The organism is Williamsia sp. 1138, from assembly GCF_002095435.2.
Lineage (GTDB): Bacteria > Actinomycetota > Actinomycetes > Mycobacteriales > Mycobacteriaceae > Williamsia.
On sequence record NZ_MJEJ02000030.1, the window covers coordinates 65,101 to 78,061 of the forward strand.

General features: G+C 65.0%; 10 protein-coding genes. 9 read left to right on the forward strand and 1 reads right to left on the reverse strand.

Annotated elements, in window-relative coordinates; genetic code table 11:
- Positions 1–36 precede the first annotated feature (36 nt).
- The 8 genes from BH683_RS05275 to BH683_RS05310 are packed head-to-tail and all read left to right on the forward strand — an operon-like array spanning position 37 to position 9,253.
- Positions 37–1,701, forward strand: coding sequence for an ABC transporter substrate-binding protein (locus BH683_RS05275; protein WP_084835221.1), 1,665 nt, complete (start codon positions 37–39; stop codon positions 1,699–1,701).
- A complete protein-coding gene (locus BH683_RS05280) occupies positions 1,698–2,711 on the forward strand; it encodes an ABC transporter permease (RefSeq protein ID WP_084835222.1) in 1,014 nt (337 codons plus the stop codon). The genes BH683_RS05275 and BH683_RS05280 overlap by 4 nt, the downstream gene beginning before the upstream one ends.
- Entirely contained in the window at positions 2,708–3,592 is an 885-nt protein-coding gene (locus tag BH683_RS05285; RefSeq protein ID WP_084835223.1) for an ABC transporter permease, read from the forward strand. The genes BH683_RS05280 and BH683_RS05285 overlap by 4 nt, the downstream gene beginning before the upstream one ends.
- Complete coding sequence (locus tag BH683_RS05290; protein ID WP_084835224.1) at positions 3,592–5,286, forward strand: ABC transporter ATP-binding protein; 1,695 nt, start codon at positions 3,592–3,594, stop codon at positions 5,284–5,286. Before BH683_RS05285 ends, BH683_RS05290 begins: the two co-directional genes overlap by 1 nt.
- On the forward strand, positions 5,283–6,413 hold the full coding sequence (solA, locus tag BH683_RS05295; RefSeq protein WP_084835225.1) for an N-methyl-L-tryptophan oxidase: 1,131 nt from the start codon (positions 5,283–5,285) through the stop codon (positions 6,411–6,413). The genes BH683_RS05290 and solA overlap by 4 nt, the downstream gene beginning before the upstream one ends.
- A gap of 2 nt (positions 6,414–6,415) precedes the next feature.
- Positions 6,416–7,306, forward strand: coding sequence for a glutathione S-transferase C-terminal domain-containing protein (locus BH683_RS05300; protein WP_084835226.1), 891 nt, complete (start codon positions 6,416–6,418; stop codon positions 7,304–7,306).
- A gap of 10 nt (positions 7,307–7,316) precedes the next feature.
- Positions 7,317–8,489, forward strand: a complete 1,173-nt coding sequence (locus BH683_RS05305; RefSeq protein ID WP_084835227.1) for an LLM class flavin-dependent oxidoreductase — start codon at positions 7,317–7,319, stop codon at positions 8,487–8,489.
- Positions 8,486–9,253, forward strand: coding sequence for a GNAT family N-acetyltransferase (locus BH683_RS05310; RefSeq protein ID WP_084835265.1), 768 nt, complete (start codon positions 8,486–8,488; stop codon positions 9,251–9,253). Before BH683_RS05305 ends, BH683_RS05310 begins: the two co-directional genes overlap by 4 nt.
- A 65-nt stretch (positions 9,254–9,318) precedes the next feature.
- On the opposite strand, the gene BH683_RS05315 is transcribed toward BH683_RS05310, so the two are convergent.
- Positions 9,319–11,085, reverse strand: coding sequence for a GAF domain-containing protein (locus BH683_RS05315; protein WP_246833202.1), 1,767 nt, complete (start codon positions 11,083–11,085; stop codon positions 9,319–9,321).
- Positions 11,086–11,272: 187 nt separating this feature from the next.
- On the opposite strand from BH683_RS05315, the gene BH683_RS05320 reads away from it, so the two are divergent.
- Positions 11,273–12,934: a methane monooxygenase gene (locus tag BH683_RS05320; RefSeq protein ID WP_084835228.1), complete on the forward strand. Its 1,662-nt coding sequence runs from the start codon at positions 11,273–11,275 to the stop codon at positions 12,932–12,934.
- Positions 12,935–12,961: the final 27 nt, after the last annotated feature.

The window sequence follows — 12,961 nt, forward strand, 5'->3', positions numbered from 1 at the left end:
CCAGCGTCAGTCACCCATCACCTCAGGAGAACACCCATGTCCCGACCACCCGGCCGCTTCAGACACCGATCGAAGGCCACCGTCCTCGCTGCCGTGTCGATCGGACTCATCGCCAGCGCCTGTAGCTCGGGAAACAGCAGCGAATCCGCCACCGCCACCGGCGATCCCGTCGACGGCGGCACACTCCGGTTCGCCAGCGCCTCGGGGCCCGGCGGTTGCATCGATCCCCATCAGAGTCCCGCCGACATCGCCGGCTTCTACACCCGGCCGATCGTCGACTCGCTCGTCGCGCTGAACGAGGACGGCACCCTGGACCCGTGGTTGGCAACTGAATGGAACGTCTCCCCCGACCAGCTGACCTATTCGTTCACCCTGCGCGACGACGTCACCTTCTCCAACGGCGAGAAGTTCGACGGCAACGCGGTCAAGGCCAACCTCGACCACATCGTCAACCCGGCGACCAAGTCACAGCTCGCCGCCAACACCATCGCGACCTACACCGGCACCAACGTCATCGACCCGACACACGTCGAGGTCACGTTCTCCGAGCCGAACTCTGCGTTCCTGCCGTCGCTGGCCACGGCCTATCTCGGTATCGAGGCGCCCTCGACCCTGACGCAGAGCCCGGATGCACTGTGCAGCAAAATCGTCGGCTCCGGCCCGTTTGTCAGCGAGAATGGTTACACCCCTAACCAGGGCATCGAATACACCCGGAACGACGCGTACAACTGGGGTCCGGGCAATGCCGACCACACCGGCAAGGCCCATCTGCAGGCGATCAGCATCCAGGAGATCCCCGAGGACTCCTCCCGCTACGGCGCGCTGACCAGTAACCAGGTCGACGCGATCGCCAGCGTGCCCCCGGTCAACGTCTCGCAGCTGAAAGACACCCCCGGCTTCACCGTCGACACCGCCCAGGCACCCGGCGGCAACTACAACTACTACCCCAACACCGAGGCCGGCGTGTTCTCCGATGTCAAGGTCCGCGAGGCCTTCCGGGCCGGCATCGACTGGGACACCATCGTCGACAAGCTGTACTTCGGTGTCTTCCAGCCCGCGAAGAACACCCTCAGTCCTGCCACGGTCGGATACAACAAAGACAGCGAGTCGGCCTACACCTACGACGAGGACAAGGCCAACCAACTCCTCGACGAAGCCGGCTGGACCGGACGTGACAGCGAGGGATACCGCACCAAGAACGGAAAGCGCCTGACCGTCGTGCACCCGTACCTCAAGGAGTACGCCCGCGAACAGCGCGACACCCTGCTCGAGCAGGTGCAATCGTCGGCCAAGAAGCTCGGCGCCGATTACCAGATCAAGAACATCACCGTCGATGAGTACTACACCGCGCTCTACACCAACGAATACGACGTACTCGACATCAGCTGGCAACGCGCATCACCCGATGCCCTCCGCACGCTCTCGGACTCGAGCAACATCCCGAGAGATTCTTTCGGCACAAACCTTGCGCGATACTCGAACCCGACCGTCGACGCCGATCTGAGGGCAGCACTCGCCGAAACCGATCTGGCCAAGCAGTCGGCCATCTACGGCCGCGCACAGCAGCAGATCGCCGACGACGCCGCGGTCTTCCCCGTCTACGTCTTCAACTACGCGCTGGGTCGCAGCAACAAGGTGCAGGGTGTGAAGTTCGAGCCACAGGCGTTCCCGACGTTCTATGACGCCTGGGTCACGCAATGACAGTGGTGATCGAAACGGCGGCTGTCCCGACCGAGATTCCGCGCACTCGGACTCTCGGTCGGGCGGTCGCCCGTCGGTTGGCCGTATCGCTGCTGGTGTTGTGGGGCGCGATCACTGCCACCTTCATCGTGATCCACTCCGGTAAGGGTTCGGCGATCAACTCGATCATCGGGACCGCCCAGGTCTCACCCGAGGTGCGGGCACAGATCATCAGCGACTACAGGCTCGACGACCCGATCCTGACCCAGTACGGAAACTATCTGTGGCGCCTGCTGCACGGCGACTTGGGCCGGTCCTACGCGCTGCGGATGCCGGTCACCGAGGCCATCGGCGGGCAGATCTGGCCGACACTGCAATTGGTGATCGTCGCCGCAATACTGTCCTTGGTGGTCGCTCTGGTGGTGGGTCTGGCCACCGCGAACCGGCCCGGGTGGATCCGCGGTCCGATCACCTCCTTCGAGGTGCTGACGGTCGCCGTCCCGACCTTCTGGCTCGGCATCTTGCTGCTGACAATCTTCTCGTTCGAATTGGGCTGGTTTCCGTCGGTCGGCTCGCAGGGCGTCTCGTCGCTGGTGCTGCCTTCCATCGCCTTGGCGGCGGCGCCGGCCGCCCTGCTCTCGCAGGTCCTGCGGCACGGGGTCGAGAAAACCCTGGATGAACCCTTCGTCGTCACCGCCCGCTCCCGCGGCGTCGGGGAGACCGCGGTGCTGCTGCGCCATGTGTTGCGGCATGCAGCGATGCCGGTGATCACGTTGTGGGGGTGGATCATCGGCGCCCTGATCAGCGGCGCCGTCGTGGTCGAACAGGTGTTCTCTCGAGAAGGACTGGGCCGCTTGACCATCGCCGCGGTCACCAGCAAGGACCTACCCCTGGTTCTCGGTGTGGTGATCATCGCCGCCACGTTCTACACCATCGTCAACACCTTGATCGACGCAGCGTACGGCTGGCTCGACCCCCGCCTCCGCACCCAGAGCTCGTCCGCAACCACAGCAGAGAAGGTGACCGGATGACCACGCCCGACATCTTGCCCGACCCCGCACCGGCCGTCCGTTTCGCCGCCGGGCAGACTGTGGTGCAACGGATCCGGCGTCTGCGCATCTCGGTGATCCTCAGTGGCATCTTCATCGCCGCCATCACCCTGGCTGCACTGTTCCCGTCGCTGTTCACGGGCAAAGACCCCAACGCGGGTGAGCCCCTGGACATGCTCCTGGCACCGAGCGTGGAGCATCTTTTCGGGACCGACCAGAACGGTCGCGACATCTACGCCCGCATCATCTACGGCGCCTGGCCGTCGCTGTTGATCGGCGTCAGCGCAACGGTGTTCGCGCTCCTGGCCGGCACCGCGATCGGGGTGTTCGCCGCCCGCGGCGGCCGCACCGGCGACTGGGTCGTCTCCCGACTGCTCGACGTCTTCCTGGCCATCCCCGGCCTGCTACTGGTGTTCCTGATCGTCGCCGCCCGCGGCCCCGGCACCTTCACCACCATCATCGGCGTCGCTGTCGTGACGCTGCCCAGCTACGCCCGACTCGTCCGCGGCGAAGTGATCCGCCTGCGCGGGGCCGTGTTCGTCGAAGCCGCCAAAGCCCTGGGCTGGACCCAGGCCAAGATCATCGGCCGCCACATCGTCCCCAACGCCCTGGGACCGGTCCTGGTTCTGGCGACGATCGGGATCGGCTCGGCCATCGGAATCGGTTCCTCTCTCAGCTTTTTGGGTCTGGGACCTCAACCACCCACCGCCGAATGGGGCAGCATGCTCTCGGCCAGCCGCACCTACTTCTCCGTCGCCTGGTGGCCCGCCATCTTCCCCGGCCTCGCCATCACACTGACCGTTCTCTCGGTCACCGTGGTCGGCCAATACCTGCAGCGACGCACCGACGGACGGACCTCGTGATGACCACCCTCACCAAACACACTCCCGCGACCGGCGATTCCGCGTCGCCACTGGTCGAGGTCGCGAATTTGCGGGTCGGCTTCCCCTCCGGCGCCTGCACCATCTCCGCCGTCGACGGCATCTCCTTCACGATCGACCGCGGACAGTCCGTCGCGATCGTCGGCGAATCGGGCTCGGGTAAAAGCGTCACCGCCCGCAGTCTGGTCGGTTTGATCGGCTCGGGCGCTCAGGTCCGGGCCGATCGCGTGCATGTGGGCGGATCCGACACCCGAAAATACTCCGAACGGCAGTGGCGCGCCCTGCGCGGCAAGCAGGTCGGGTTCGTCCTGCAAGACGCCCTCGTCTCCCTCGACCCACTGCGCACCATCGGCGCCGAAGTCGGCGAGGTACTCAACACGCACCGGGTTGTCGGGCGCAGCGACGTCGACGCCCGAGTGATCGAACTGCTCACCACCGTCGGCATCCCCGATCCCGAACTGCGCGCGACGCAATATCCCCACCAGCTCTCCGGCGGCCTACGCCAACGCGCCCTCATCGCCTCCGCGATCGCTGCCGACCCCGCTCTGTTGATCGCCGACGAACCCACCACCGCCCTCGACGTCACCGTTCAGGCCCAGATCCTCGAGCTCCTCGAACAACGCAGAAACGACGGCACCGCGCTGCTGCTCATCTCCCACGACCTCGCCGTCGTCTCCCGCGTCTCGGACTACCTCTACGTCATGAAAGACGGCGTCTTCGTCGAGCACGGACCCACCCGTCAGGTCCTGGGCAATCCCAAGCACGCCTACACCCGCCAACTCCTCGACGCCATCCCCGTCGCCCACGCCCGCGGCACTCGCCTGTCCTCCACGGGCGGCGTCCAGACGCTGGCCCGGGCCCCGATCTCCGATGATGTTGTGCTGCAGGCCGACAACCTCACCAAACACTTCGCTCTGTCGGGCAATCGGCGACTGCGCGCCGTCGACAACGTCAGCCTCACCGTCCGCCGCGGCGAAACCCTCGGCATCGTCGGCGAATCCGGATCCGGTAAATCCACCGTCGCCCGGCTGCTCCTGCACCTCGAGACACCCGACGACGGCAGCGTAGACATCGCGGGCCGAGACTGGACATCGTTGTCGGACAGAGAAGTGCGCGCGACCCGCCAGAACATTCAGGTGATCTACCAAGACCCCCTCAGCTCCTTCGACCCCCGTCACACCGTCGCCCGCATCGTCGAAGAACCACTCCTGGCCGCCGGCGGCATCGGCCGCGCCGATCGTCGCACCCGGGTCCTCGAACAACTCGAACTCGTGGGCCTCGGAGCCGACTACCTCGGGCGCCGCCCCCGCCAACTGTCCGGCGGGCAACGCCAACGCGTCGCCATCGCCCGCGCCCTGGCCACCCGACCCGACATCATCATCTGCGACGAACCCGTCTCCGCCCTCGACGTCTCCATCCAAGCCCAGATCCTCGACCTGCTCGCCGACCTGCAAGCCGAACTCGCCATCGCCTATGTCTTCATCTCGCACCACCTCGGCGTCATCTACCACGTCGCCGACCGCGTGCTGGTGATGAAAGAGGGCCGAGCCGTCGAAACCGGCTCCGTCGAACAGATCTTCAACAACCCCACCGACGACTACACCCGGGCCCTACTCGCAGCCATACCAACCCTCGAAAAACAACGGGACAACGAGAAAGTGGGATCGGGCATATGAGCGCCACCCGCGTGGACACCATCGTCGTCGGCGGTGGCGCCATGGGCTCCGCGGCCGCCTGGCACCTTGCCCGCCGCGGTGTCGAGACTGTGCTGCTCGAGCGATTCACGCCGGGTCACACCAACGGCGCCTCCCACGGCAGCTCCCGCATCTTCCGGACGTCCTACGCCGACCGGACCTATGTCGAGTTGGCGCGCGAAGCCGAACAACAGTGGGCGGAACTCGAAAGCGAGTCGGGGTCGCCGCTCCTCACAGTGACCGGCGGAGTCGATCAGGGATTTACGCCCTACCTGATTCAAATTGCCGACACCCTCGCTGACCTGGGTGTAGACCACCAGTGGATGGACCCTGCCGAGGCGTCGGAGCGGTGGCCGGGAATCACGTTTACGGACCGCTCGTTGTACTACCCGAACAGTGGGCGACTGCACGCCGACCATGCCGTGGCGGCACTGCAACAGGCCGCGATCACTCGCGGCGCCGAGGTCCGACACGAATCGCAGGTGATATCGATCGAGGTCACAGCAGACGAATCCGTCACCGTGCGCACCGCCGACCACGAGTACAGCGCCCGGCGAGTGGTGGTTGCGGCCGGCGCGTGGGCACAGAAACTACTCCATGACATCGCGCCGCTGCCGCCGATCCGCGTCACCCAGGAGCAGCCCGCACACTTCGCGCCCCGAGATCCCTCCGCCGACTGGCCCAGTTTCGGCATCTTGCACGACCCGGACGCACCCGGCGCACCGGAGTTCGGCGGCATCTACGGCCTCTCGTCCGGTGTCGAAGGCGTCAAAGTCGGGTTCCACGGCGTCGGCCCCGTCGTCGACCCCGACCACCGCGACTTCACCGCCGAGCCACGCCAGTTCGCCGCACTCCAGGACTACGTCCGCCAGTGGGTTCCCGGTGTCGATGCCGATGCGCCGACCCCGATCAGCTGCACCTACGCAACCACACCCGACTCGAACTTCGTCATAGACCGAGTGGGACCGGTCGCCGTCGCCGCCGGGTTCTCCGGACACGGCTTCAAGTTCGTCCCTGCCATCGGCCGACTGCTCGCCGACCTCACCATCGACAAAGACGCTCCCACGTTGTTCTCGTTCCGTAGCCATTCTGCAGAAAAGGTGCTCTGATCATGCCGAATTACGCCACCCCAGCCGACACCACCACGCACGGCGAGTACACGATCTCCCACGAACCTGGCGACACCCGGCCCATCTACCGGTTCACCGGCCGGATCAGCGGCGACGGCTCGACCCCGTACCCCGCGGTCGCTGATCGGTACCACGTCTACTCGGGCTGGTTCTGCCCGTGGGCGCAGCGCGTCACGCTGGTCATCGAGTTGGCCGGGCTGTCGGATACCGTCAGCGTCAGCTACGTCGATGGCAAGCGTGATGCCCGAGGCTGGGCATTCCGGGAGACCTACGGGCCCGACCCCGTCAACGGTTTCACGTTGCTCCGCGAGGCCTACAACCTCACCGAGCCGGACTTCGACGGCCACGTCTCGGTCCCCACGCTGTGGGATCGGGAGACCGGAAAGGTCGTCAGTAACGACTTCGCCACCCTCGACGCCGACCTCTCGTCGCAGTACGACGTCGCCGCGAACGGTGGGGTCGAGCTGTACCCCGCCGCGTTGCGTTCGCAGATCGACGAGCTGGAGACCTGGCTGCGGGCCGACGTCAACAGCACTGCCCATGTGGCGACGAGTGACAGTCCGGCAGCAGCAGACGCGGCGGAAACTCTCCAGAAAGCCTTCACACAACTCGACAATCGTTTGCAGGGCAGCCGGTTTCTCCTCGGTGACGACGTGACCCTGGCCGATGTCCGGCTGTTCGTGACGTTGGTGCGCTATGACGCGGCAGCCGCGAATACCGGGGCGCCGCGATTGTCCGAGTTCGCTGAATTGTGGCGTTACGCACGCGATCTCTACGCCATCGACGCGTTCACCAAAACGACCGATTTCTCCTCGTTCGGCGGAGACGAATCGGTGGTCACCGACTGGCAACTGTCCGTCGACCATTCCTAGGAGATAAGCCATGGGACCCATCCCGCTGTCCGTCCTCGATCTGGTGCCGCGCACGAGCGGCTCGGACAACGCCACCGCCTTGCGGAACACCATCGACCTCGCGCAACAGGCCGAGCGATTCGGATACGCCCGCTACTGGTTCGCCGAACATCATCTGAACCCCGGCGTCATCGGCTCGTCGCCCGCGGTGGAGATCGCCCTGGTCGCCGGGTCGACATCGTCCATCCGATTAGGTTCGGCCGGTGTGCAATTCGGTCACCGCTCCCCGCTGGCGACGGTCGAGGAGTTCGGACTCATCAATTCGCTCTACCCCGGGCGCCTCGATCTCGGTATCGGGCGGTCGATCTCGCGGCCGGAGCCGAAGGTCGATTCCGGCGAGGAGTCCGTGACCGAGGGCGCCAGAAAAGGCTATCTCGCCGCCCGCGGCGGCTCGGCCCATGACGAGGACAGCTACACCCCGAACGGATTGTTGCTTCCCAAACAGTTCGACATCTCGTCCGCGTTCTCCAGTAACGCCGTCGCACATCTGTTGAATCTCCTGCAGCAACCCGGCGCGTACGCGCCGAGCTACGACGACCAGATCTCCACGGTCCTCGCTCTGCTCGACGGGAGCTATGTGAGCCCCGAGGGACTGCCCGCCCACGCGGCGCCCGGCGAAGGGGCGGACGTCCAGGTGTGGATTCTCGGCGCTTCCGGCGGATCCAGCGCCACCGTGGCAGGCACGAAGGGTTTGCGGTTCGTGGCCAGCTATCACCACAGTCCCAGCACCGTCATCGACGCCGTCGACGCATACCGCGCCGCCTTCAAGCCCTCGACGGACGTGCCCGAACCGTATGTCGCGGTGTCGGTCGACGCGGTCATCGCCGAAACCGACGAGGAGGCAAAGGAACTCGCCAGGGGTTACGCACCCTGGGTGCGTAGCATCCGCCGGGGTGACGGTGCCATCCCGTTCCCCACGCCGGCCGAGGCCGCGGCGCTGGACTGGACCGATGAGGATCGCGATCTGGTCCGCGACCGTGTCCTGACCCAGTTCGTCGGTTCGCCGAAGACTGTCGCTGACAAGCTCGAACAGCTCCGCGATGCGACCGGCGCTTCCGAGATCTCCATCACGACCATCACCCACGACCACGACGCGCGCGTGCGCTCGTACGAACTGATCGCCAAGGAGTGGGCCGACCGATGACCGCACAAGCACTGCCTGACAACGCAGTACTGGAGAATGCCATCTGGGCGAGCATGACCGGGGCGCACGCCCACCTGACCGAAGGTACCGACCGTGCACGCCGCTACCTCCCCACGATCGCACCGTTCGTCGGAATCAACGACATCGACGATCCGCGCACCTGGACCGAATTGGCGCAACTCGTCGGACCGGGCCAAGAAGTCGCTGTGCCACGCGATGTCGACAACCTGCCGGAGGGGTGGACGGTGGTGATGAGCGGCCCCGGTGTCCAGATGATCGCCACCGCCGCCGTCGAGCCGATGCCTTTCGATGAGGCGATCCGGCTCGGAGCCGACGACGTACAGGACATGCTCGCCCTCATCGCTCGCACCGAGCCCGGCCCGTTCCTGCCTGAAACGTACCGATTGGGAACGTATCTCGGTGTTCGACGGGAGGGAAAGTTGATCGCGATGGCAGGCGAGCGGCTGCATCCGCCCGGCTGGACGGAGATCAGCGCGGTGTGCACCGATGCCGAGTTCCGTGGGCAAGGGCTTGCCACACGATTGGTACTCGCGGTCGCCGATGGCATTTACGCCCGTGGCGAGACACCCTTCCTACACGCCGCCGCAACCAACACGAACGCCATCGAACTCTACAAACACCTCGGGTTCGTCCTGCGGGCCGACATCACCTTCACCGTCGTCCGGACCCCGTCGACCGTGCCCTTCCAGCCCCCGACCGTGCCCTTGTCGTCGCCGACCGTGCCGAAATCAACTCTGGCGTAAGCGTTTCGGCCCACTCGATCGCAACAAGGGCACGGTCGGCGGTGTCATCGGCACGGTCGGCGACGTTAGTGGATGCCGAACTCCTTGATCTTCCGGTAGATCGTCGCGCGCGACAAGCCAAGGGCAGCAGCAGCATCGGCCTTGTTCCCGTTGTTGTCGATGAGACTCCGAACGATGGCGTCGCGTTCGAGTGATTCGATCTGCGACAGAGTGCGGCGAATCGTCGTCCGGCATTCGGCGGGCAGGTGGTCGACGTCGATGGTGCCCCCGCGCCGAACGGTGAGGGTCTCGGTGAGAATCCGCCGCAGCTGCGCCACGTTCCCGGGCCACGGGTGCTTGCTCAGAGCTCTGGCCGCGGCCGGGGTCAGGCGCGCCGTCGATCCCGGATTGATCTGTTCGATGAGGTACGGAATCAATTCGGCAATGTCCTCGCTGCGATGACGCAGCGCCTGCAACGTGACCGTGTGCGAGAAGAACGGCAGCAGGGTCGCATCGATCTCGGGCCGCTCCGTGTTCCCGTTCATGGTGGCCGCGACCCACCCGGTACCTTCTACTGACTGCAACAGCAGTGCCACCGGATCCACCAGTTGATCGGGCAACCGGTCGATGTCGGTGAGCAACACGTTGAAGGCGGCGCTCGACTCCAGTTCCTGTGAGAGCAGGTCGAGGAACCGTTCGTGGTCGGCGAAGTCGCGAATGCCGAGGGTGAGCAGATGTGTTGCCGGAGCGGCCTGGTGAGCGGCGGCGGTGACGAGAGCCCCACGGCCGGTACCGGACTCACCTTCCACCAGCACCCAGTGTCGGTCGGCATAACAGCGTCGAACCTGACTGTAACTGCGACGTAGCGAGGCACTGTTGCCCACCAAGCCCGCGGGGAGTGGCACACTCTCGACCCGAGCGGGCGAGGGCACCGCCACGGAATCGGGAAAGTCCTCGACGGTGACATGGAAGACGATATTGACTGCGCCCGAGCGCACTTCATTGCGATCGGCGACACTCACCCGGGCGCTGCGCCCACTGGGGAGCTGCACCACGATGGTCCGCGCGTGCGACACCGCCTGCATGTCCAGGGCATGTTCGAGCAGCGCGGTCTGGTCACGGGCGTCGAGGGTGCGCCGCAGGTGCGCGTTCATCAACACCATTTCCCCGGCGACCGCCAAGACTCCCCTGCTGTACCGGCGGGCCGTCGCGAGGTAGCTCGTCAAAAGCGCGGTTTCACGCTCGTTTGCCTGGCTGAGGAGTTGACTTTCGATCTGCCTGGTCGCTGATTTGGCAAGTGACAGCAGCAGCGGGTTCGCGTGCTCTGCCCGGCAGGTCATGTCCAGTACCCCGAGCAGCGTCCCCGATCCTGGGTGCCGGATGGGTACGCCTGCACAGGCCAGCGTTCCCAACTCTCCGACGTAGTGCTCGCTCCCGAGAATGTACGTCGGTTGCCGCGTCTCGATGGCGGTCCCGATACCGTTCGTCCCGACGAACTGCTCGGCGTAGCTGTAGCCGCGGGCTAATTTGACGTCATCAAGCGTTCGATTGATCCCGGCATCGGACGAGAAGCGCTCCAGGATGAGCCCCTCCGCGGAGGTCAGGATGACGCTGACCGGCTGGGTCGACATGTCCTCGGCGATGGAGCGCAGAACCGGCTGCGCCGCGTTCATCAGCGGCGTGTCCAGGTCTGGTTCGCGGACAAACGGCAGCTCAACGCGGTCAACGTGGATGTGGAGCGCTTCAGAACGTCGCCAGGAATCGAGGACTGCCGCCCGCACTGGGAGCGCATCGGATCCCGGCGTGGTCAAGAACTCCTCGCGCGCCTGCCGCCTTCTGGACATATCAGTCATGTTTCCGACGCTCGCCTCCATGGCCGAAAGACACCGTCCGGCCTCTCCGCCCATAGTAGGAGCGTCTCTAAATGAGACGAGTCTCACAATGAGACGGCCTTGCCATCCTAGCCGGTGTGTCATCGATCACAGGGAGCTGACAACTCCCTCTACCGACAGCCCGCGTGCTTGAACGAGGAGGATCGCGTTGAGCAGACAGAGTCTGAGCAAGGCACACAAGAAGATCACTGAATTGTCCTGGGAACCGACCTTTGCGACGCCGGCGACCAGATTCGGCACCGACTACACCTTCGACAAAGCGCCCAAGAAGGATCCGCTGAAACAGATCCTGCGTTCTTACTTCCCGATGGAGGAGGAGAAGGACAACCGCGTCTTCGGCGCCATGGACGGCGCCATCCGCGGCAACATGTTCCGCCAGGTCGAGCAGCGCTGGATGGAATGGCAGAAGCTGTTCCTCTCGATCATCCCGTTCCCCGAGATCTCCGCGGCTCGGGCGATGCCGATGGCCATCGACGCGGTACCCAACCCCGAGATCCACAACGGGCTGGCCGTGCAGATGATCGACGAGGTCAGGCACTCGACGATTCAGATGAATCTCAAGCGTCTGTACATGAACCACTACATCGACCCCGCCGGGTTCGACATGAGCGAGAAAGCGTTCGCCAACAACTACGCCGGCACCATCGGTCGTCAGTTCGGCGAGGGCTTCATCACCGGTGACGCGATCACCGCAGCCAACATCTACCTGACGGTGGTCGCCGAGACGGCGTTCACGAACACCCTGTTCGTCGCGATGCCTTCGGAGGCGGCCGCCAACGGCGACTACCTGCTGCCGACGGTGTTCCACTCGGTGCAGTCCGATGAGTCGCGGCACATCTCGAACGGCTACTCGATCCTGCTGATGGCTCTGGCCGACGAGGACAACCGGGTATTGCTCGAACGAGACCTGCGGTACGCATGGTGGAACAACCACTGTGTGGTCGACGCCGCGATCGGCACCTTCATCGAGTACGGCACCAAAGACCGTCGCAAGGACCGCGACTCCTACGCCGAGATGTGGCGCCGGTGGATCTACGACGACTACTACCGCTCCTACCTCATCCCGTTGGAGAAGTACGGCCTGAAGATCCCGCACGATCTCGTCGAGGAGTCCTGGAACCGGATCGTCAACAAGGGCTACGTGCACGAGGTCGCCCAGTTCTTCGCCACCGGCTGGCCGGTCAACTACTGGCGCATCGATGCCATGACCGACGAGGACTTCGAATGGTTCGAGTACAAATACCCGGGCTGGTACGACAAGTACGGCAAGTGGTGGGAGAACTACAACCGGATGGCGTACCCGGGCAAGAACAAGCCCATCGCCTTCGAGTCCGAGGCCAACTACCAGTACCCGCATCGTTGCTGGACCTGCATGGTGCCCGCCCTCATCCGTGAGGACATGGTCACCGAGAAGGTCGACGGACAGTGGCGGACCTACTGCTCGGAAACCTGCGCCTGGACCGACATCAAGGCGTTCCGTCCCGAGTACGAGGGTCGTCCGACCCCCAACATGGGCCGGCTCACCGGTGACCGCGAGTGGGAAACCCTGCATCACGGCCGCGACCTCGCCGACATCATCAAGGATCTCGGCTACGTCCGCGACGACGGGAAAACCCTTATCCCGCAGCCGCACCTGCACCTCGACGACCCCAAGAAATTGTGGACACTCGACGACGTCCGCGGAATCCAGTTCGGCAGCCCCAATGTGGCCCTGAACGAGATGTCCGACGCCGAACGCGAAGCCCACATCGCCGAGTACAAGGCGGGCGGCCCGGCCGGCCGGCCGGCGAAACAGACCGTAGGCGTCTGACCCCTCACCGGAGGATCTACCCCTCCG

Coding starts and splice junctions, on each gene's coding strand:
- BH683_RS05285 (WP_084835223.1), top strand. CDS start 2,708: ATGACCACGCCCGACATCTTGCCCGACCCCGCACCGGCCGTCCGTTTC.
- BH683_RS05300 (WP_084835226.1), top strand. CDS start 6,416: ATGCCGAATTACGCCACCCCAGCCGACACCACCACGCACGGCGAGTAC.
- BH683_RS05305 (WP_084835227.1), top strand. CDS start 7,317: ATGGGACCCATCCCGCTGTCCGTCCTCGATCTGGTGCCGCGCACGAGC.
- BH683_RS05280 (WP_084835222.1), top strand. CDS start 1,698: ATGACAGTGGTGATCGAAACGGCGGCTGTCCCGACCGAGATTCCGCGC.
- BH683_RS05275 (WP_084835221.1), top strand. CDS start 37: ATGTCCCGACCACCCGGCCGCTTCAGACACCGATCGAAGGCCACCGTC.
- BH683_RS05290 (WP_084835224.1), top strand. CDS start 3,592: ATGACCACCCTCACCAAACACACTCCCGCGACCGGCGATTCCGCGTCG.
- solA (WP_084835225.1), top strand. CDS start 5,283: ATGAGCGCCACCCGCGTGGACACCATCGTCGTCGGCGGTGGCGCCATG.
- BH683_RS05315 (WP_246833202.1), bottom strand. CDS start 11,085: ATGACTGATATGTCCAGAAGGCGGCAGGCGCGCGAGGAGTTCTTGACC.
- BH683_RS05310 (WP_084835265.1), top strand. CDS start 8,486: ATGACCGCACAAGCACTGCCTGACAACGCAGTACTGGAGAATGCCATC.